Consider the following 20,169-nt stretch of genomic DNA (forward strand, 5'->3'; position numbering starts at 1 on the left):
CCCTACTATAGAGAGTTGACTAGTAACTCGCAAGGAAGTTGATGTATGCCCCCATGGCATTCTCATTAGTGTAGCTCGCTGCTAAATCTAACTGGAACAAGTTCAATGGAGAAATTCCAATACCAGCGGTCATCGTCCCTTCGCTATTATCATAAGCAAGATTTTTGTAATAACCTGCTCTAAGTTTCAGTTGTCGAAGAATATCTATTTCACCACCAACTCTAATCATTTGCGTGTTGTCGTTAAAATCGACGTAGCGCTCTTTTTCATTGAGGTCGTAGTCAACACTTAGTGTAAAGTAATCGGCAACGATCCCTGCCCCAACTGTATATTGAGGATGCATTTCGTACGCGTAGCTAATCGAAGGATTACCCGAGACTGCCGATGGTATAGTCAATGTTTGCACATCACGACTAACCATATCACTTGCTGCTATACCAACTCGAAATGGCCCATAGAACCACAGTGCGCCAGCATCAAGGTTAAACATTGTTTCACCGTTGCCATTGTCAGCAACATCTGCCAAATCATAATTTGACATGCTTGCTTCATAAACATAGGTGTAGATACGTTGTAACTTTGGCGTCACGCCAAAGGCAATGTGTTGCCCAAGAAACGTTTGGTATTTGGCTAATGATATACCCACTTCAGTAACGGCGACTGATACGGCGTTTACAGTACTGCGTTGAGCTCGGTCTACAGTACATTGCTGAGTTGTCAGTGACGGGTCACAAGAACTGGCACTTGCTATTTTGGGGTTTGAAAAGGTTTCTGAGTATGCTTTTCCGTAGACGTTAGCAGCAATGAATTGGTTTGGAATAGCGAATGCAACTACACCACCTAGTTCAGCATTAAGAATGCTGCCATCGATGTGATCTAAAGTCGTGTCAAGCTTGTCAACATTGCTGTAATCACCATTATTTGCTTTATCGAGAATATCTGAAATGGTGTCTAAATCATCCATCATTCCATCTTGGTCGTCATAAGAAAAACCAATACTTGGAAGGATCATGCCTACATCATCATTGCGGCGATATATTGCAACTAGTGCGGGGTTATAAAATGGGCCGGTAAGAAAGCTTCCAGATACGACACCTACTCCACCCATTGCGTCTCCGCGGGCTTCAATTGCATAGTTAGCAGCAAACGCGGTAGGAGCGCTGAGCATAATTGAGAGTGTGAGAAGTTTAATTTTATTTTTCATGACGATATAAAGCGTTAGTTCCTTTTCGTTTATAACGGCATATTGTGTACTAACTTTAGTTATTCCTCTACGGAAATATCATATGTCTTACTGATAACCTGAGATTGCTCAATAGAAATCGATCCTTGCCAACGTAAATGCGTCATTGATACCGCTAGAATGTACCTATCGGGTGGAAGATTCGTTGCTTCCAGATTAGTTGGATAATCGGACTCGTATTCTTTTGACCATACTTCTTTATATTTTCCATCAATGTAGTCATACACATTAATATCAAGTTTGGGTAGAGGGCAAAAACGATTGAGTAACGCATTTTTATCCACTGTCCACTGATCTTTGGAAGCCCAGCGAACCGTCTGTTTTGCTTTACTCTCGGTAAAAATTACCCAAGTGCTCCATGACTCTTTGTCTGACGTAGAAATATCTAAACGATATAAGCCCATATCTGGTTTGTTGTTTAAGTTATAGCGCTTAATAAAAGACGTAGAACCTTGAGTGACATTGTCACGGCTAATTTTGGTAAATGTTGTATCACCAGATAATGGTTTGTCTACCCATTGTGTTAGCTCAATAGATTTGATTTCTTTTTGGCTTTTTGCATCAACCAGAACTTGATAAGCATCTCTACCCGGACTTCTTATGTCGAGTCGTCGAATATTGATTGAAGATATCCAGCTAGGTAAAGGGTTTGCATCTAATCCTTTGCCACAATCCACCGTTAAAGCTTGGAGTAGCAAATCGTTAAGGTGATTTTTAATATTTTTGTTATGTTCGAGTTGCCACACTTCTACAAGTGAAACGAACATATTTTCTAGGTCGTTATTTAAAAGACGTTGGTGTGCTTGTGTGAGAGGCGAATTGCTTTCAAACCACTCAACACTATTTGCAGTTAATGGCACGCAACATAGCGTGCCAACGATAAATGCTATTTTTTGCATTGATTACGCTTTCATCTTATACCCTACACCGCGTAAAGTTTCGATCTCAAGACCTGGCAATTTTTGGCGTAGTTGCAGAACGTGTGTATCTACTGTTCGTGTTGTTGGGAAATGATTGTAACCCCAAACATGATCTAACAGTTCATCACGTGTAAATACTCGACCTAAGTTACTCGCTAAGAAGAGTAGCAAATCAAACTCTGTACGTGTAAGTGTCACCGACTCACCTTTGTAAAACACATCACGAGTCGCTTTGTCTATTGTTAGTTCTGGTAACACAACTTTAGTGTCATCCTGACCATCTGATTCCGGAGAACGTAGCTGAGCACGAATACGTGCGAACAATTCTGCTTCAGCAAAAGGTTTTGTCAGATAATCATTAGCACCTGCATCAAGGCCTGCTACTTTGTCTTTTACTGTTACTAACGCGGTTAATAAGATGACGGGTACATCTTTTAACTGTTTCCAATCTGGTAAATGTTGAACAGAATCACCATCTGGAAGTTGGCGATCTAGAATCACTAAATCAGCCTTCTCCCAATGCTGCTTAACATCTGCGATTGTTTCTGCATGTAAACAGTCATATCCTGCTTGCTCTAAGCTTACTAAAAGACCATCAGCTAGGTTTTTGTCATCTTCAACAAGAAGCAACGTCTGTTTCACAGGGTATCTCCAATATAAAAGTAGTTGGTGGGCCAATTAGGGTCATTCTACCGCCCATTCTATCGACCATCGATTCTACTATAGTTAAGCCAAGTCCTAAGCCACTCTTACTTACAAATGGCTTACGTAGGTGACGCCAATCCTTGTTTGTTAGTGTCCCTTGATCGGTTACTTTAATCGTAACTGAGTCTGATTTTGTTATTACTTCTAACGTCACTGGTGCAACGCCGTACTTCACGGCATTACGTATTAAATTGTCTATGCATGTGCCTAGCCAATATACATTTAATTTCGCTGCAATATCATGATTAATGACCAGTTCAATACCATTATTAAACTCTTCTTCCACTTTGTACTGCAGCCATTCTTGCACAGATGGAACCCAATCCGTGGCAAGAGGCTTATTGTCTGATTGCAAATAGTCTTTGCTTGCTTCAGCCAACTGCCTTAAACGTCGAGAATCTTCGCATAGCCGACGAAATTCATCGTATAGGGAATCGGGTAAGCGTTCAAATTCTCGTCTAAAGCCTTCAACGGTAAGAGATAAACTTGCGATTGGCGTTCTAAGCTCATGCGTTAGTATTTGTAGTACCAACATACGGCTTTTCATCTCTTGTCGTTTGCTATTCCAACGATAAATTGACCACCCAATGACCAACAAAATGTTGGCGATAACAAGTCCGATCATACTTATGCGCAAAAGATCGGAATGATCTTCAACATCCCAACAAATATTTCCTCGCTGAACAAAACAAGTATTGTCAACGGAAGCGATACTGTAAGTTAAACCCGCCTGAGTTGAATTCGCATCCCAAGTATCTTTATCGAAAATATAGTACTCGTCGCCTTTTCTAAGCCAAAGTTCCTCTCCTTCTGCGAACATCATCGCTCCAGAGATCAACGCTGTTATGGATTCTTCATCCATCGCCTGTAAGCGTCCTAATAACGAATTAGGTTCCGCTTTTGCGCGCTCCTGAATATGCATGTATTGCTCTAGTTCAATCAGCTTATCAGGATACTTTTTTACATAACGTTCAGCATATGTTCCTCCACCAGGATGAATCAGACCACTTCGAGCAAACCAACGTGAAGACAATTGAGTGCCTTTACATGTTGCTCTGGTAAAAACAAGCGGTTCTGTCACTAATGGATTCAGTGGAAGGTTCCCTGCACAATTCAATGCCAACTTATACAACATTTGAATATCTTTGATTGGATATTGAGCTGTTTGCGGAAGCATGCTTTCAGGAGTGAGCAAACGAGTTGGGTAGTCGGTTTGTATTCCTCTGATATCGTAAAAATCGACGGCGGAATCATAATCAAATAGCGACACAAACAGATCAATACGCTCTGGGAGCGAATCTGCAAATGTAGTAGCCGAAAAAGTGGTCACAATTAAGGCAAATGTTAATTTAATCGCTTTTATCAATTTGATTGTTCGTTAAATCATAAGTTTAAAAACTATAACGTATTATGCTTAAAATGAACATCTAGCATGTTATATCGATGTCAATAATACTTATTTACGGTTTTATTGATTGCATTGTCTGAAATGTCAGATTTTGTTGAAACCCACGTATTGGGTAAATTTTGTGAGAATTTAGTCAACGACAAGCAAAAAAAAGAGAGCAACGTAAGTTACTCTCTTTCTATTCTATAAAGGTCAGCCGACTAGATGTGGCTCAAAATATCATTACAGCTCTGTTTCGCATCGCCGAACAACATTTGCGTATTCTCTTTAAAGAACAATGGATTCTGAACACCAGCATAGCCCGTATTCATTGAGCGCTTAAACACAATAACGTTTTGTGCATTCCAAACCTCAAGTACAGGCATACCTGCGATTGGGCTGTTTGGATCTTCTAGAGCTGCTGGGTTAACAGTATCGTTTGCGCCGATAACTAACACGGTATCTGTGTCTGAGAAGTCATCGTTGATTTCATCCATTTCAAGAACGATATCGTACGGTACTTTAGCTTCGGCCAATAGCACGTTCATGTGACCCGGTAGACGACCAGCAACTGGGTGAATACCAAAGCGTACAGTTACACCTAATGCTCTTAGCTTCTCTGTAATCTCATAAACAGGGTATTGAGCTTGCGCAACCGCCATACCGTATCCAGGAGTAATGATGACAGACTTAGAGTTTTTAAGCATATCGGCAACATCTTCCGCATTTGTTTCGCGGTGTTCACCGTACTCTTCATCTTCGCTGATGACGACTTCTTGACCAAAGCCACCTGCGATAACACTGATGAAAGATCGGTTCATCGCTTTACACATAATGTATGAAAGGATGGCACCCGAAGAACCTACCAATGCGCCCGTAACAATCAATAGATCGTTTGCTAACATGAAACCAGCTGCCGCCGCGGCCCAGCCAGAGTATGAGTTCAGCATAGAAACGACGACTGGCATGTCAGCGCCACCGATAGATGCAACCAAGTGATAACCGAAAGCAAAAGCGATTAGTGTCATCACGATCATTGCAAACATGCTTCCATCAACATTAATGAAATGGATCATTAGCAGTGTTGAAATAACAATTGCCGCTAAGTTCAGCTTGTGTTTGTGTGGCAAGTTCAATGGAGAAGATTTAATGATCCCGCGAAGCTTAGCGAACGCAACAATAGAACCAGTAAATGTTACTGCACCGATGAACACACCAACGAAAACTTCAACCATATGGATAACGTGTTCAGCATGAGTTGCCACTTCTGGAGCATCTAAAAAGCTGTTGTAACCAACCAGCACCGCTGCCATACCCACGAAGCTATGAAGAATTGCCACTAGTTCTGGCATTTCTGTCATTTCAACTTTCTTAGCGAAATGGATACCAATACCGCCACCAATCACCATAGCAATGATGACCCAAGCAAATCCTTCGGCACTTGGGCTAAAGATAGTCGCGATCAATGCGATTGCCATGCCGGTAATGCCGTAGTAGTTACCTGCTCTAGCAGATTGCTGTTTCGATAACCCAGCCAAGCTCATAATAAAGAATAAAGCAGCAACAATATAAGCTGCTTGTACCAATCCTGCAGACATTGCTTACTCCTTTAGTCTTTACGGAACATTTCAAGCATACGTTTGGTCACAGTAAAGCCACCAAAGATGTTAATGCTTGCTATAAGAACGGCGATAAATGCCAAGAAGCTTACAAAGCCATTACCTTGCCCGATTTGTAGCAATGCGCCCACAACGATAATGCCTGAAATTGCGTTGGTTACTGACATTAGCGGAGTATGTAGAGAGTGAGTCACGTTCCATACAACGTAGTAACCCACAACACATGCAAGTACAAATACAGTGAAGTGACCTAAGAATGCAGCAGGAGCAACACTTGCAACCCATGCAAATGCACCAACACCCACCGCTAGGCCAATAATTTTCTTAACTGGAGAAGTTGGTTCTTCAACTTTCGCAGCTTTATCTTCAACTTTTTGTGGTTTGGCTTGTGGCTGTACTGAAACTTGAATTGGTGGAGCCGGCCATGTGATTTCACCGTCTTTAACAACGGTAACGCCACGCAGTACTACGTCTTCAAAATCAATGTCGATGTTGCCGTCTTTTTCTTTGCACAACAGTTTTAGTAAATTCACTAAGTTAGTTGCGTAAAGTTGCGAAGACTGAGTTGGTAATCTGCCGACCATATCGGTATAACCAATGACTTTTACCCCGTTCGGAGTGGTAATCACTTGGTCTTTGACTGTGTACTCACAGTTACCGCCATTCGCTGCAGCCAAATCGACAATGACACTACCTGCTTTCATTGAGTCAACCATCTCTTTGGTGACTAATTTTGGCGCAGGACGTCCTGGAATAAGAGCCGTAGTGATGATGATATCGACATCTTTAGCTTGCTCTGCATAAAGTTCTGCTGCTTTTTTATTAAACTCATCAGACATTTCTTTAGCATAACCGTCACCAGAGCCAGAGTTTTCTTGGTAATCAACTTCCAAGAATTCTGCCCCCATAGACTGAACTTGCTCTTTTACTTCAGGACGTACGTCAAACGCTCGAACAATCGCACCCAGACTACCAGCAGCACCGATAGCTGCTAAACCAGCAACACCTGCACCAGCAACAAATACTTTCGCTGGTGGCACTTTACCGGCAGCGGTAATTTGTCCAGTGAAGAAGCGACCAAATTCATGCGCAGCCTCAACAACAGCACGGTAGCCCGCGATGTTAGCCATTGAAGACAATGCATCTAAAGATTGCGCACGAGAGATTCGAGGTACAGAGTCCATAGCTAGCACATTAATGCTTTTTGTGGATAGTTTTTCCATTAACTCTGGATTCTGTGCTGGCCAGATAAAGCTAACTAATGTTGCACCTTCTTTAATAAGAGCAATTTCGTCAGATTCATCATTCGATAAAGGCGCATTAACTTTCAGAATTAAATCCGAGTTCCACACTTCATCTTTTGAAACGATTTTAGCTCCAGCCTGTTCGTAAGATGCATTATCGAAACTGGCCAAATCACCGGCATGAGATTCAACTGAAACCTCAAACCCCAGTTTAATAAGCTGCTGAACCGATGAAGGAGAAGCAGCGACCCGCGTTTCTCCCGCGAGTATTTCTTTTGGTACACCAATCTGCATAGCGATTCCTTGACTATTGGCACTGTGAATGATCTTTTTTATCTAACGCCTAATTCAAACTCAAGATATTTATAACAATATTTTAGTTTTATTGGTTATAACGTTAAGTAGCGACTGTTTATCAATTTTGCTGAAATTACAAAGCGTTTATTTGAAGTAAGAGCTCAAACCAGTATAGGTAAGTATTCAATTTCTGTAGTGCCAAAATAAATAAAGAGCTACAAGACTATACACTTGTAGCTCATAAATTTATGATTTCCGTCAACGACTTGATGGGTAACTAAAAGATCCGACCAGACATTTGGTCTATGAACATTTGAGCCTTCTTAAGCATGAGCTCTTCCGCATCAGTCTTATTCGAGAGCACATCTGAACGAATGAAGCGGTGAGTTTTGAGCTCCCCGTCCTCTTCTTTAGTGATTCGGCCTGCAACTCGGTACTGGCCACCTTCAGCAATAACTTCTTGGTAAATTAAAAACTCTTTGTACTCTACGGGTTCAACCGACGCTACTTTTGCTTCTGCATTACTACCGAAAAAACGAGAAAAAAATCCCACAATAGCTCCTTAGGATAAGTTGTGTTGCTTGTGGCCAAGAATAGGCTTTTCATACCACTCTAACTCGGCATCTTCATCAAACTGTGTTTGAGACATTACAATAGGTATATCTGAATCTCGATGCTTACGTCTGTCGTCAATGATCATACTTTCTGCCGCTTCTACTGCTGTCTGAGCATGTTCCTTCAAAATGACGAGACGCTCTTCGGGCAATGCTGAAAGAAAATCGATATCGAATCGAATGTAGATTGGACGAAGTTGGCTTAGAGCCAAACACGCGAGATCAGCTAACTGGTCATGATTATATGTCATAGCATACTTGTCTTGCGCTATCACTTGTCCAACGAGAGTTTCCATATAATTATGCACTTCAACATTCAGTTGCATACGAATTCTCCTATACCGAGGTGTCGGTTTGATACGTTCAAGTAAAGTTATTGCATCAATGATCTTTAATCAAACGAAGATCGAGCTTACTTGAGTAATCTTTGCTCAAGCGCGCGCTTTTATAACTAAAGTTTAGCAAAAAGCTTGGAAATTCATTAAATAAAGTTATTCTTAGTTCATTAATCATCATCACAATTAGTAGTTAATCTGTTGGCTAGTTTATAAGCATGTCGTCGAGTTTAGTTACGTCGCCTTGGTTTCGTTTTACATTCCCTTTAATGCTTTTAGTAGCTATATGGTATGGAATGAACAACGTCATTGTTCTTACCCGAGCCAATAGTGGTTTAGCGGGTGGTCTACCCTACGCGTTATTTCTCAGCTCTATTGCCATCGCCTATATTTTTAAGCAAAGCCGTATGGCAATGGTGGCTTGCACCATGCTGATTAGCTATTGGGTGATTCAGTACCGATTGCAGTCTCCCCTATATACAGGCTCCACCCTTCTTGAACTCTCAATTCTCAGCTTTGTATTACCTGTTGCATGTTTATTGAGTTATGCATTTAAAAATGGCGATTTGCTTAGCCGCACTTTTTTTGTGTACTTAATACTATTGGCATGCTTTGGTCTTTGGGCGTATATAACGGTTGATTACTACGTTTCTGGGGGATATGGAAGCCTCAAAGATACCTTCTTGTTTTCTGTTCCTGAGATATCAAAGCTTCCATTTATATTAGTACTCTACTTGCTCGCAATGGTTGGTATTACAGGTATCTTTGTGCTGACTAAGAACCGCATTATGGATGTATTCATCTATACCGCTATTTTGATGTCTTCAACCACCTTTATATTTTTTCAACTTCAGTTTGTTTCCAGCACGATGTTTTCATTGTCTGGTGCTCTGATGATGCTCTATTTAATCTCCGCCAGCCATGAGATGGCCTTTAACGATCAATTGACACAATTACCCGGACGGCACGCTCTCGACATCGATTTGCGAAATCCAGGTCGTAAGTTCGCCATCGCCATGGTTGATATTGACCATTTCAAATCATTTAACGATTCTTATGGTCATGATACTGGTGACGATGTACTCAAACTTGTCGCTAGTCGTATTCGTCTCATTAAAGGTAAAGCAAAGATCTATCGCTACGGTGGTGAGGAATTTACGATTCTGTTCAAAGGGAAAACAGCCGATCAAGCAAAAGAGTATTTGGAACATATTCGCCAAGATATTGAACAATATGATTTAGTGATTCGAGATTCAGATAGCCGCCCCAAAGATGATAAATTTGGAGCAACAAAACGTTCCGGTAAGGGCAACCAATCGGTCAATATTACGATTAGTGTTGGAGTGTGTGACAGCACTATGGAAAAACGGGCCAAAGATGCGATAAAACGAGCAGATGAAGCGCTCTACCAAGCGAAAAAAGCGGGCAGAAACAGAGTTAAAGTAGCGTCTTAATCTTGGTTGAAAAATAGTACCAAGCTACCGCCTTTAAATGCGCTGCCATAATTAAACGTTAATCCTAAACCTATGTTGTCAACAAAGCTCATTTCAAATGGTGGTGTCATTAACCATCCAACCGTAGCTTCGTAATAGAACGTAGTTCCTAGCGGTTTTGACACATCGCTCCCCACATCGACCCTGCGAACGGTAGTATAAACAGATTGAACTGAGCGCCCTATTTGCTCTATATCGTATACGAGCGTTGCACTGTTAACGATATACCATCCTTCGCTGTTACCAATTTCACCTTGGTTTGCATCTCCCCATCCGTAGCCATAAAAATAGTGTCCAGCAGAGGAAACTTGCCATTTTCCCCAATCTTCATTTTTTTTGTAGCTGAGCTTTAAATGAGGTTCGTAGATATTGGCCCAAGCTGTGGTGTTGAACAGTAACCCATCCAAAATAGGAGCGTATGATTTACCTGTGGCACTGTTATAGTCCATAGTATTTTCATAACGCATTAAATGCGCCCCTATTCCTGGTGTAATTGTCCAGCGTTCATCGAACCTGTACTCATACCGATAAGCGGTATAGATATCTAAGATGGCTTGACGAAAATCGTCGTCAACGGACTCATTTCCCCATCTGACTTTTTCATCCGTTGCAAGACCGGACATGCGGAAAAAGAGTTCATGTTTATTGTCCTCTTCTTCATCATTCAGGCGAAAGGATAATGGTAGAGTTGATATAGCGTACTTCTTTCTATTGGCGATGGAATCTTCCGTTCCTAGTTCTGGATTGTCAGTGTTAAACAGTTCGTTAGGATTGAAATCCTTAATCCCTACGGTGAATACGTCACTGTCGCTTAGAACCACGGTATAGGCAAAACTTTGCTCTAAAAAATTTTCGATAACATCGAACCCTTTTGCATGAGCATTACACGCAAAAATTAGTGAACAAAGTGATAACACTGCGGCTCTTTTAGTAAACACTCAATACAGATCCTTGTTATTTGAAATCCAGCTCAATATTAATGGAAATATGCATCTATAGTAATAATTTAGCAGTATAAAACTTAATTGTTGCCTCATTCATCAGTAAAAGTGGCGTTATTTGGAACCTAACGCTAGTCTTGAAATGTGTATAACCAAATAATTAATATTTTCGTTAAATTTTAGAACAATAGAGTGCTTTCCCAAAAACTAAAAGCAAATATAAAGGAAGTATAGGGATGGAAGGATCTTGCCCAGAAAGACATTCGAGGCTTGGTAGCAAGTGGTTTAGCATTATTTTGAAGCCAATATTGATTACACTAGCTTGGGTACTTTTATGGCGTGCAGCCGCACTTATGGAATACGCCCCACATGCCAGTATTTGGTTTCCGCCATCCGGCATAACTTATGCGGTTTTTCTTGTTTTCGGATGGCGCGCAATACCTATAGTATTATTTGCGTCGATAACAACTACCTTCTGGGAAGACGTTATCTACCAATCTCACGAGAGTAACTCCACGTTACTTATAACGGGACTACTTTTCGCTACTGCACACTGTTTTTCCTATTGGCTTGGTGCCACTGTTTTAAGAAAGCTCAGCCAGACGGGCAAACAATTTCGAATTCCTTATCTAATTCTGATGTTTCTCACTATCGCTGCAAGTTCATCTTTATTGGCGGCAATTGGCGGGTCAAATGTACTGGCTATTACTGGCATAATTTTACCTAGCGAAGTCATGTCTCTATGGGGGCCTTGGTGGGTAGGTGATTTAGTCGGTGTTGTCGTTATAGCCCCTATTACTGTTTCTATACTTGCAAAATACTACCCTGACGAAAGCCATTGGCTGGTAGAAAACTTTAAGTCATCCTATGAACAGTCATCATTACTAAATTATGTATACAAGCAAGCGATAGCAATTGTTGTATTGGCTCTAATCAGTGTTTTAGTGTCTATTTTCCCTTCGTCTAGCGTGGTGTTCTGTGTGTTCTTCTTGGGCATAGTTCAGATGTGGATTGTATTTACTGAAAGTGCGGGACGTGCATTTCTAAGCTTGGGATTGCTGAGCACATCGACTGCCATCTTAGTTTCTTGGTTGCAGTTGGGACACCACGCAATGGTTTATCAGTTTACGATTTCTCTTCTAGCTGCAAACACCTATTTTGGTCTTTGGGTGCCACACATATTGCTTGATAACAGGAATCTACGCATTCTTGCAGAAAGAGATGTCCTTACCGGAGCGCAGACAAGGCAATATTTTATTAAAAACGTGAAGAATGAAATTAGCCGCTGTCGACGAGTTAACCAACCATTATCATTGGCTCTATTTGATATTGATGGATTTAAACAAATCAATGATACCGTTGGTCATACAATTGGAGACAAAGTTCTCACTGCTGTTTCTCAGCATGTTGGAAAAGAGATACGTCCAGCCGATCTGATTGGTCGTTTTGGTGGCGATGAGTTCATGCTGTTACTACCTAATGACGATTTAAAACACGCAATTCAAGCCGCTGAGCGTATCCGAGAGAGTATTGAGTGTTTATCCATCCCATCCTTAGAAAGAAGCATTACATGCAGTTTTGGTGTGGTAGAGATTTCACCTAAAGATACTTTTGTTTCGGCTTTTGAGCGTGCTGATAACTTCCTTTTAGAAGCTAAAAAATCCGGCAAAAACCAAGTAAAACCTACTTGTTAGTTAATGGGGCTTGATCTGTTACAGTGTAACAGATCAAGCCCCAAACTTATCGCTTAAGCAATCCAAGATTTTATTTTCTCTTCCGAAGGAACGCCTCCAGCATGGACAACTTGTTCATTCAATACAACAGCAGGCGTTGACATAACACCATAGTTCATGATGGCTTCCATATCCGTTACTTTTTCTACCCTCACCTCTACGCCCGCCGCTTGAGCTGCATTCTCAATCAGTTTTGCGGTGTTTACGCAGTTTGCACACCCAGATCCTAGCACTTTAAACACTTTCATATATACCCCTTCATATTTCCCAGATAATCATATTGAACATCCACCCGATAATGGTGAACGCGCTTAGTAATAGAACAAAAAGTATCCCGAGCAAACGCCACTGCATAACTTGTTTAAGCATGACAAATTCAGGAATACTCGCTGCGACTGTACTCATGCAAAACGCTAATGTCGTGCCGACTGGTAATCCGTTACGCAGCAAACTTTCCATAATAGGAATCACACCAGTGGCGTTGGAATACAGAGGTATACCAATGAGTACCGAAGCAGGAACAGACCACCACTGCCTACTCCCTAAATGGCTTTCAATCCAACCGTCTGGCACGTAACCATGTAGCGCAGCACCCACACCCACACCTATCAGAACCCACTTCCACACTCGACTGAAAATTTCGTGTGTTTCGTTTTTAGCAAATTCATTTCGCTGCTTGAATGTTATCGGGCTGGTTTCGTTTTGAATAACGGCTCCAGAAGCAACATTAGGCGCATTCTTCATCGCTTTAGCTGCAAAAGGTTGAAGCCAACGTTCAGCGCCTAGCAAATCCAATAACCAACCACTGAACATTCCAATAACCATACCGGCTAAAACATAAAGAAGAGTAAACTTCCACCCCAAGAGGCTGATGAGGAGTAATACTGCTATTTCGTTCACCAAGGGAGAAGTAATAAGGAAAGCCATAGTGATACCTAGTGGTATGCCCGCTGTCGTAAAACCAAGAAATACTGGAATACTTGAACATGAACAGAACGGAGTAATAGCGCCAAAAACGCTCCCCATAAAGTAGCCAACAACGCGTTTTTTACCAGAGAGATAGTCTCTCACTTTTTCCACATTGAGAGAGGCGCGTAAAAGAGCTATCAAATAAATCATTACAGCCAATAAAACGAGGATCTTACTGGTGTCTTCGACAAAAAAATGGATGGCCTGCCCCAACCTCGTATGGGCATCTATTCCCAATAGTTGGTACGTAAACCAATCTGCTAGTGACGTGAAAACCCAGAACATCTCTTACTCTCCTTACATTAAATACTAAATAGCAATCAGCTTGTTGCTGTTTAGTAAGACGTGGCAAGCTCTAAAAAGACGCAAGAAAATTTCATAAAAAAATAAAAAGACGCTTAACGTATACCTAGAAAAGCTAGGAGCGTTTAGGTGTGAAGCAGCAGACTTTATGTTGTTCATCGAAGATAATGTGGCAATTGGCATTAAGTTTCGCACGGAGCTTGGGGCGAGCGCGTTGAATACGCGACTTAACGGCAGTTAAAGTTAAGTGGTGGATTTTCGCGAATTCCTCTTGACTGTGTCCTTGTAAGTCACAGAACTCAATTACGCTGCGATCCTCTTCACTTAAGCAAGCAAGTGCCTTGGGAAGACATTGAGCTAGGCTTTCAATTGGTTCACGTTCTGAGCTTATGTATATAGTGTGTAGGTCATTGCTGTCAGTAAGACATTCTAGCCGTCCTGATTTACGCCACTCATCAACAAGCAAGTTTTTAGCAACCGAAAACAACCATGCTTTTTGATTCTCAATATCACAAAATGCACGATCTCTTTGCAGTGCACGAAGAAAAGTGTCCTGCAATAAGTCATAGGCTAAATCTTGGCAGGAACAGTGTTGAGTTAACCATCGATACAGAGCTGGTTCGGTCGTAGTCCAAGTATCTAATAAACAAGGTACTGGAGATTTGCGAGTTGAGTTCATATACCAAACATACTCCCAAGTAATCGTTGGTGACTGGAATTTAGTGGTCAATGTTCAAAGAATAGGATCTATTTCCACGCTTTTTTGAGATCTGACGCATTCTCTAGTAATAAGCTCTCCGTGTTTTGATTGGCGTTTGTCGGTGAGTTGGCGGAGATACTCATTATTTAGGTGAACTAGTTAATAAATCAATTCCAATAATTAAGTTATAGTGCGTTATAGCATAAAAAATAACCGGATGACGCTACACATCCGGTCGAGATAATAATATTTAGGCGTTATGAGTCTGGTCTTAAAGCATACTTACCTGAGCCCAAGAACAACGTCGCTATACCTGCAAACAGATATACAGCGATTCCCTCAACGGCCCAACCGCCAAATTTGTTTAAACTGAAAAAGTCATTCATGTGCAATAGGTAAATTACCACCAAACAGGTACCGATAACGAATATTGACGACAAACGAGTAAAAACACCGACGATAATGAGAAGCGGAGCAACAACCTCCCCTAGGTAAACACCATAAGCGATAAAGGCTGGTAAACCGTGTCCAACCAGTAAGCCTTGAATGGAATCTGTCCCGCCGTAGATTTTGTGAATACCGTGCAGTAAAAACATAAGTGCGAAGCTAACACGTAGTACAAGTTTGCCAATATCCGGTTTTGCTAACTGCTTATCAAGTTGATTTAAAATGTCTAGCATGACAACCATCCTTTTAGATCTAATAATCTTAACTATAGAAGCCATAGCACACAGCATCACCTAAAAGTATTAATTATCTTCATCAATTTTTCCGAATAATCTCATTGATGTAAATCAAATCTCAAAGGCCATTCATCATGTATGAGAATACTCGCCCCTATATAAGGGTCGTTTAATTCTTCGAAAATACTGAATATCAATTCATCATTTTTAATTATCTTTTCGATAAAAAATTTTTAGTTTTATTGGGGTATTTTTTATTGCGTGAGAAAAAGTATGACTTTATTATCGCCCTGCTTCTTGATGATAGCCAATCCGAGTACATCACAGCAGTTTTGTGGCAAGGCGATAGAGCAACTATCCAAGAGTGACTTTGACGGCGCGAATGCGCTTTTATTGACGCTCCACTTTTCATCATCCAAGACCATGAAAAGTGCCTTGTTATTTTGGAGAATTGCTATGGCTAATTCAGCTTCTGTATTGGATTTTCAATCTTTTTCTTCTCACGCTCTGTCTGCAGAATCTATCGACCTAATCGAAACCTCTGTTGCACAGTTTGGTGCACCTTTGCTGATTCTTGATTGCGACATTATTCGCTCTCAATATCGTGCGCTAAGCAATGCATTACCAAATGTAGCACTGCACTTTGCTCTAAAGCCGCTCCCTCATCCAAATGTTGTTAAAACACTTTTGGAAGAAGGTGCATGCTTCGATTTAGCCACTACAGGTGAAGTTGAACTTGTTCAACAACAAGGTGTACCCGCTGAACGCACAATCCACACACACCCAATCAAGCGTGACCGCGACATTCGCGACGCACTAGCCTACGGTTGCAATGTGTTTGTGGTAGATAACCTCAATGAGTTAGAAAAGTTCAAACCATACAAAGATAAAGTGGAACTGCTTGTTCGCCTGAGCTTCCGTAACACTGAAGCTTTCGCTGATTTATCTAAAAAGTTTGGTTGCTCTGCTGAGCAGGCATTGGTGATCATTGAAACCGCAAAAGAGTGGAACATTCACATCAAAGGTTTGTCATTCCATGTCGGTTCTCAAACGACTAATCCACAGAAATATGTAGACGCAATTCGCAGCTGCAAACAAGTGATGGAACAAGTATTTGAACGTGGCCTGCCGGCTCTAAGTACACTAGATATTGGCGGTGGGTTCCCAGTGACTTACACACAACAAGTGATGCCAATTGAGCAGTTTTGTGTACCTATTAACGAAGCGTTAAACGAGTTGCCAGAAACAGTACAAGTGATCGCTGAGCCGGGTCGATTTATCGTGGCTCCAGCAGTAACCAGTGTTGCTTCAGTTATGGGGCAAGCTGAACGTGAAGGACAGATCTGGTACTACCTAGATGACGGCATTTACGGATCATTCAGTGGCTTGATGTTTGACCATACTGAATACCCGCTCGTAACTCTAAAGCAAGATGGTGAATTAGTACCTAGTGTTTTATCAGGACCAACTTGTGACAGTATTGATGTGATCGCAGAAAACATTATGCTGCCAAAATTAGATAATGGTGATTTGGTTATTGGCCGCATGATGGGCGCATACACAAGTGCAACAGCCACTGATTTTAACTTCTTCAAACGCGCTCAAACTATTGTGACTAATGAGTACGAAGAAAGCAGCAAACGCATGATTGGCTAACATAAAAAGAATCCAGAAAGCTCCCTAACGGGAGCTTTTTCGTTTAAGCATTGTGCCAACGATTTCCGTACGCAGAGCTATAGTCAGGAGTTTCAACAACATCACTTAGTTCACCAACTGCTTTTAGTGGCCCTACAACGGTTCGATATGGCATGTAACCTGCCCATACCGGCAGTTCCAAGTCTTCTTTATCGTCGTTAACTACACCGTTACTGACTTTAACCGATGCTTCCGTTAAAGGAATACGAAGCAACATGGTTGCACTCAGTTCTCTTTCGTTGCTCAAGCGAACTTCCTGAGTACGTCCTGGGGCAATGTGTTCTACAAAATGATTCAATAAACGATCTTTTTCTTTGTTGTCATCGACCACAGAAAACTGACCAAATACAACAGCAGAACGATAATGAGCACTGTGATGAAATGCAGAACGAGCCAGTATCCATCCGTCAAATAACGTAAAAGTCAAACAGGTTTGTTGCCCGTTTTTGAGTGAGCGTAATAAGCGACTGTTGTTTGCACCATGGATGTAAACATGGTCTTCTACCCGCCAAGCCAACATCGGAATGACAACCGGTCCCTGTTCGTTATTAATTGCAATGTGTGCGATTAGGCTTTCATCAATAATTTGATGAAGACTCTCCAAATCAAACTGAGCTTTATGTACTGCTTTTTTAATTTGCGTTCTCGGTGTATTTGAAAGCATTGGCTATCCCTATCAAATTTGTCTTTATGGTTGCAATGTAGCAACACACTGGTACCTTAAAAAGAACCAGTTTTGGATTAAGGATAGATCCGCTTTGCAACCCATCGACTCCGGTGATTTAGTACTTCAAAGTGACAAATCATCGAAACAGGAAAGCCTGTTCCACGCTATACGTGAAAAAATAGTAAAGCAGCTTTGGCATAAAGGAGGAAAGCTTCCTTCAACGCGCAAACTTGCCGAAGAGCTGCAGCTTAGCAGAAATACAGTCACAGCCGCCTATGAACAGCTCGCTGCTGAAGGATACATCGAAGCACGCTCTGGGTCGGGATTTTACGTGAGTGTCGAACTTCCGGATCACTACTTGCCAAACGTTAAAATCGTCAAATCAATCGAAACCCACAAAAACACGTCTTCTATCAACAGCGCCTTTGCACCGGGTGTTCCCGATCTGCATCAGTTCCCAATTGCTAAGTGGCACAAATATGTTCAGCTGCATTCCACGCGCCAACACTTACTTGGCAATAACGGTATCCAAGGTGATAGTGATCTTAGAATGGCTTTAGGTGATTACCTTGCGACAAGCCGCTCTGTACATTGCGATGCTAGCCAAATCATCATTACGTCAGGTGCGCAGCAAGCATTGATGATAGCCCTGATGGCTGTAATGGAAAGCAACGATTCGATTTTGATGGAGCAGCCAGGCTACTCCAAGATGCGTAAGATCATCGAACTATTAAATTACCAATTTGAGCCAGTTCATGTTGAGGAATATGTGGGTTTTGATTTGGAAAACATCCTCAACAGTAAAGCGCGAACATTGTATATTACTCCGAGTAACCAATATCCAATGGGCACAACCTTAAACACTGAACAACGTTTAAAACTGATCGAATGGGCAACTCAGGGTGACCGTTGGATTATTGAAGACGACTATGACAGTGAGTTTCAGTTTGCACATCGTCCATATACTAGCTTGCAAGGTCTATCATCTGAAATCGGTAACGACTCGCGAGTTATCTATGTTGGGTCATTCAGTAAAACGATGTTTAACAGCTTAAGGATGGGTTATCTCATCGTTCCATCAGCTTTGGTTAACAAATGTTTAGCAATAAAAGATGCATTGACTGGCGATTCCCCTGCCCACATCCAAGCAGCCATTGCGGATTTTATCAGCTCAGGAGATTTTTTACGTCACATCAGAAAAATGCGCAGACTCTATAAAGATAAGCATCAACAGATGACTGTCGCTATCCACAAGCATTTTGGTAACGATGTTGAAATTATCAGTCAAGCAGCAGGTCTGCACGTTACGCTAAAATGGCAAAATGGCGCTAACGAGGTGACATTGTCACAGAAAGCACTAGAGAAAGGAATCATTGTGCGGCCATTAAGTTATTATGAACATCCAAACTTCAGGCAACGCAACTGGCAAGGTTTGGTACTTGGTTTTGGCAATACCTCAATGGATGATATTGACGTAAAAATTAAACAAATAGCCGATCTGTTTTACAACTTAGGTATCCAATTGTGATCAACATAAGCCATTTCGTTAAACTCCATTCACCTCACATGGATTAAGATCTTTTATGTCGCAAAGCAATAAAAAGACAACCATTACAGACGTTGCTCAACACGCCAATGTTTCGGTTACCACCGTATCACTTGTATTGAGCCAAAAAGGTCGAATTTCGGCACAGACAACCGCTCGCGTCCAAAAAGCCATTGATGAGTTGGGGTTTGTACGCAATCAGACGGCTGCCAATTTGCGAACTCAGTCGACCAAAACGATTGGATTAATGGTCAACAACAAGAATGACTTTGCAACTTATCGTATGGTGGCTGGAATAAGTGATGTACTTGAGCAAAATGGATATATGCTCTATCTGACACAATGTGGTCAAAATGCAGAGATCTATGCTCAAAAGCTGCTATCCCTTTATCAACAAGGTGTCGAAGGGATCATTTTATCTCCTATCGATGACCAACATTTACTTTCACTACGTAAACCAGAAAGTTTACAGATACCTTTAGTTTGCCTTTCTTCAGCAAAGCTAAATAGCAATATCGATTACATTACTCCCGATAACACACACAGTGCAAAATTGGCGACAGAGCACCTTATTCGCCAAGGTCATAGACGTATCGCTTATGTTGGCGGAACAACAGGCTCTCCAAGTAGAGATGAACGCATCGCTAGCTACCGTTACACGTTAAGCCAATATGGATTACCTTCGAAGCAGGAGTGGATTTTAGACGGTGATTTGATTTCGGAAGATTTGGTTCAAGCTGTAAATCTATTGCTTTCAGAGCAAACTCAAATTACTGCCATACTCTGTCACGATGCATCGAGTGCTCTAAGTTGCGTTAACGGTGTTAGAAAAAGCGGTCGAGAGATTGGCAAAGAACTGTTTATCGATGAGCGCGTAGCCTTAATCAGCTTCGACGATTCTGAACAGTTAATGCTCAACCATCCTTCTTTGACATGTGTCTATACAGACCCTTATTTAGTAGGTGAATCTGCTGCACTGCGTTTGCTAGACAGTATTCGAAATCCTACCGATGCAGAACATAAAAGTATGATACTGCCCGCGAGGTTTATTCACCGTAACTCAGCATAAAAAAGC

At 41.5% G+C, this 20,169-nt stretch carries 19 protein-coding genes; 5 read left to right on the forward strand and 14 right to left on the reverse strand.

Annotated features, from left to right (window positions below):
- Window positions 1-19: 19 nt before the first annotated feature.
- From HUO09_RS12790 to HUO09_RS12825, 8 genes are all read right to left on the reverse strand, one after another.
- Window positions 20-1,204, reverse strand: coding sequence for a conjugal transfer protein TraF (locus HUO09_RS12790; protein WP_188234214.1), 1,185 nt, complete (start codon window positions 1,202-1,204; stop codon window positions 20-22).
- Between the two features lie 59 nt (window positions 1,205-1,263).
- Entirely contained in the window at window positions 1,264-2,142 is an 879-nt protein-coding gene (locus tag HUO09_RS12795; protein ID WP_167411317.1) for a DUF2861 family protein, read from the reverse strand.
- Window positions 2,143-2,145: 3 nt separating this feature from the next.
- Window positions 2,146-2,805 carry a response regulator transcription factor VxrB gene (vxrB, locus tag HUO09_RS12800; RefSeq protein ID WP_167411318.1) on the reverse strand — a complete coding sequence of 220 codons (660 nt, stop codon included), beginning with the start codon at window positions 2,803-2,805 and terminating at the stop codon, window positions 2,146-2,148.
- Window positions 2,780-4,234 (reverse strand): sensor histidine kinase VxrA, encoded by a 1,455-nt coding sequence (vxrA, locus tag HUO09_RS12805; protein ID WP_167411319.1) that lies wholly within the window; start codon window positions 4,232-4,234, stop codon window positions 2,780-2,782. Before vxrA ends, vxrB begins: the two co-directional genes overlap by 26 nt.
- Before the next feature lie 242 nt (window positions 4,235-4,476).
- Window positions 4,477-5,853: a Re/Si-specific NAD(P)(+) transhydrogenase subunit beta gene (gene pntB, locus HUO09_RS12810; RefSeq protein ID WP_188234215.1), complete on the reverse strand. Its 1,377-nt coding sequence runs from the start codon at window positions 5,851-5,853 to the stop codon at window positions 4,477-4,479.
- A gap of 11 nt (window positions 5,854-5,864) precedes the next feature.
- Window positions 5,865-7,412, reverse strand: coding sequence for a Re/Si-specific NAD(P)(+) transhydrogenase subunit alpha (locus HUO09_RS12815; protein WP_188234216.1), 1,548 nt, complete (start codon window positions 7,410-7,412; stop codon window positions 5,865-5,867).
- Window positions 7,413-7,692: 280 nt separating this feature from the next.
- A complete protein-coding gene (locus HUO09_RS12820) occupies window positions 7,693-7,968 on the reverse strand; it encodes an HlyU family transcriptional regulator (protein WP_188234217.1) in 276 nt (91 codons plus the stop codon).
- A gap of 9 nt (window positions 7,969-7,977) precedes the next feature.
- On the reverse strand, window positions 7,978-8,355 hold the full coding sequence (locus HUO09_RS12825) for a late competence development ComFB family protein (RefSeq protein ID WP_167413326.1): 378 nt from the start codon (window positions 8,353-8,355) through the stop codon (window positions 7,978-7,980).
- A gap of 227 nt (window positions 8,356-8,582) precedes the next feature.
- Between HUO09_RS12825 and HUO09_RS12830 the strand changes: the two genes are divergently transcribed.
- Window positions 8,583-9,818, forward strand: coding sequence for a GGDEF domain-containing protein (locus HUO09_RS12830; RefSeq protein WP_188234218.1), 1,236 nt, complete (start codon window positions 8,583-8,585; stop codon window positions 9,816-9,818).
- On the opposite strand, the gene HUO09_RS12835 is transcribed toward HUO09_RS12830, so the two are convergent.
- A complete protein-coding gene (locus HUO09_RS12835; RefSeq protein WP_373563698.1) occupies window positions 9,815-10,795 on the reverse strand; it encodes a Solitary outer membrane autotransporter beta-barrel domain in 981 nt (326 codons plus the stop codon). The genes HUO09_RS12830 and HUO09_RS12835 overlap by 4 nt on opposite strands.
- A gap of 239 nt (window positions 10,796-11,034) precedes the next feature.
- Between HUO09_RS12835 and HUO09_RS12840 the strand changes: the two genes are divergently transcribed.
- Window positions 11,035-12,492 (forward strand): diguanylate cyclase, encoded by a 1,458-nt coding sequence (locus HUO09_RS12840; protein WP_188234219.1) that lies wholly within the window; start codon window positions 11,035-11,037, stop codon window positions 12,490-12,492.
- A gap of 53 nt (window positions 12,493-12,545) precedes the next feature.
- Here HUO09_RS12840 and HUO09_RS12845 read toward each other — a convergent pair whose 3' ends face one another.
- From HUO09_RS12845 to HUO09_RS12860, 4 genes are all read right to left on the reverse strand, one after another.
- Window positions 12,546-12,779, reverse strand: coding sequence for a thioredoxin family protein (locus HUO09_RS12845; protein ID WP_167413328.1), 234 nt, complete (start codon window positions 12,777-12,779; stop codon window positions 12,546-12,548).
- A gap of 10 nt (window positions 12,780-12,789) precedes the next feature.
- The gene (locus HUO09_RS12850; protein WP_167413329.1) at window positions 12,790-13,785 is read right to left on the reverse strand and encodes a permease; all 996 of its coding nucleotides are present in this window, start codon (window positions 13,783-13,785) and stop codon (window positions 12,790-12,792) included.
- Between the two features lie 133 nt (window positions 13,786-13,918).
- Complete coding sequence (locus tag HUO09_RS12855) at window positions 13,919-14,482, reverse strand: sigma-70 family RNA polymerase sigma factor (protein ID WP_167413330.1); 564 nt, start codon at window positions 14,480-14,482, stop codon at window positions 13,919-13,921.
- A gap of 278 nt (window positions 14,483-14,760) precedes the next feature.
- Window positions 14,761-15,183: a DoxX family protein gene (locus HUO09_RS12860; RefSeq protein WP_167413331.1), complete on the reverse strand. Its 423-nt coding sequence runs from the start codon at window positions 15,181-15,183 to the stop codon at window positions 14,761-14,763.
- A gap of 459 nt (window positions 15,184-15,642) precedes the next feature.
- Here HUO09_RS12860 and HUO09_RS12865 point away from each other — a divergent pair, with 459 nt between their 5' ends.
- Window positions 15,643-16,842: a type III PLP-dependent enzyme gene (locus HUO09_RS12865; RefSeq protein ID WP_188234220.1), complete on the forward strand. Its 1,200-nt coding sequence runs from the start codon at window positions 15,643-15,645 to the stop codon at window positions 16,840-16,842.
- 43 nt (window positions 16,843-16,885) lie between these two features.
- On the opposite strand, the gene HUO09_RS12870 is transcribed toward HUO09_RS12865, so the two are convergent.
- A complete protein-coding gene (locus HUO09_RS12870) occupies window positions 16,886-17,545 on the reverse strand; it encodes a pyridoxamine 5'-phosphate oxidase family protein (RefSeq protein WP_188234221.1) in 660 nt (219 codons plus the stop codon).
- A 94-nt stretch (window positions 17,546-17,639) separates the two neighbouring features.
- Between HUO09_RS12870 and HUO09_RS12875 the strand changes: the two genes are divergently transcribed.
- Both HUO09_RS12875 and malI read left to right on the forward strand, forming a co-directional pair.
- Window positions 17,640-19,076 (forward strand): PLP-dependent aminotransferase family protein, encoded by a 1,437-nt coding sequence (locus HUO09_RS12875; RefSeq protein ID WP_188234222.1) that lies wholly within the window; start codon window positions 17,640-17,642, stop codon window positions 19,074-19,076.
- Window positions 19,077-19,131: 55 nt separating this feature from the next.
- Window positions 19,132-20,163: a Mal regulon transcriptional regulator MalI gene (gene malI / locus HUO09_RS12880; RefSeq protein WP_188234223.1), complete on the forward strand. Its 1,032-nt coding sequence runs from the start codon at window positions 19,132-19,134 to the stop codon at window positions 20,161-20,163.
- Window positions 20,164-20,169: the final 6 nt, after the last annotated feature.

The organism is Vibrio sp. Y2-5, from assembly GCF_014596725.1.
Lineage (GTDB): Bacteria > Pseudomonadota > Gammaproteobacteria > Enterobacterales > Vibrionaceae > Vibrio.

Bases quoted from the DNA above. Each gene is read 5' to 3' on its own strand.
- HUO09_RS12795 (WP_167411317.1), bottom strand. From the start codon at position 2,142: ATGCAAAAAATAGCATTTATCGTTGGCACGCTATGTTGCGTGCCATTA.
- HUO09_RS12825 (WP_167413326.1), bottom strand. From the start codon at position 8,355: ATGCAACTGAATGTTGAAGTGCATAATTATATGGAAACTCTCGTTGGA.
- HUO09_RS12845 (WP_167413328.1), bottom strand. From the start codon at position 12,779: ATGAAAGTGTTTAAAGTGCTAGGATCTGGGTGTGCAAACTGCGTAAAC.
- HUO09_RS12855 (WP_167413330.1), bottom strand. From the start codon at position 14,482: ATGAACTCAACTCGCAAATCTCCAGTACCTTGTTTATTAGATACTTGG.
- HUO09_RS12840 (WP_188234219.1), top strand. From the start codon at position 11,035: ATGGAAGGATCTTGCCCAGAAAGACATTCGAGGCTTGGTAGCAAGTGG.
- malI (WP_188234223.1), top strand. From the start codon at position 19,132: ATGTCGCAAAGCAATAAAAAGACAACCATTACAGACGTTGCTCAACAC.
- pntB (WP_188234215.1), bottom strand. From the start codon at position 5,853: ATGTCTGCAGGATTGGTACAAGCAGCTTATATTGTTGCTGCTTTATTC.
- HUO09_RS12860 (WP_167413331.1), bottom strand. From the start codon at position 15,183: ATGCTAGACATTTTAAATCAACTTGATAAGCAGTTAGCAAAACCGGAT.
- HUO09_RS12790 (WP_188234214.1), bottom strand. From the start codon at position 1,204: ATGAAAAATAAAATTAAACTTCTCACACTCTCAATTATGCTCAGCGCT.
- HUO09_RS12815 (WP_188234216.1), bottom strand. From the start codon at position 7,412: ATGCAGATTGGTGTACCAAAAGAAATACTCGCGGGAGAAACGCGGGTC.
- HUO09_RS12865 (WP_188234220.1), top strand. From the start codon at position 15,643: ATGGCTAATTCAGCTTCTGTATTGGATTTTCAATCTTTTTCTTCTCAC.
- HUO09_RS12870 (WP_188234221.1), bottom strand. From the start codon at position 17,545: ATGCTTTCAAATACACCGAGAACGCAAATTAAAAAAGCAGTACATAAA.
- HUO09_RS12830 (WP_188234218.1), top strand. From the start codon at position 8,583: ATGTCGTCGAGTTTAGTTACGTCGCCTTGGTTTCGTTTTACATTCCCT.
- HUO09_RS12850 (WP_167413329.1), bottom strand. From the start codon at position 13,785: ATGTTCTGGGTTTTCACGTCACTAGCAGATTGGTTTACGTACCAACTA.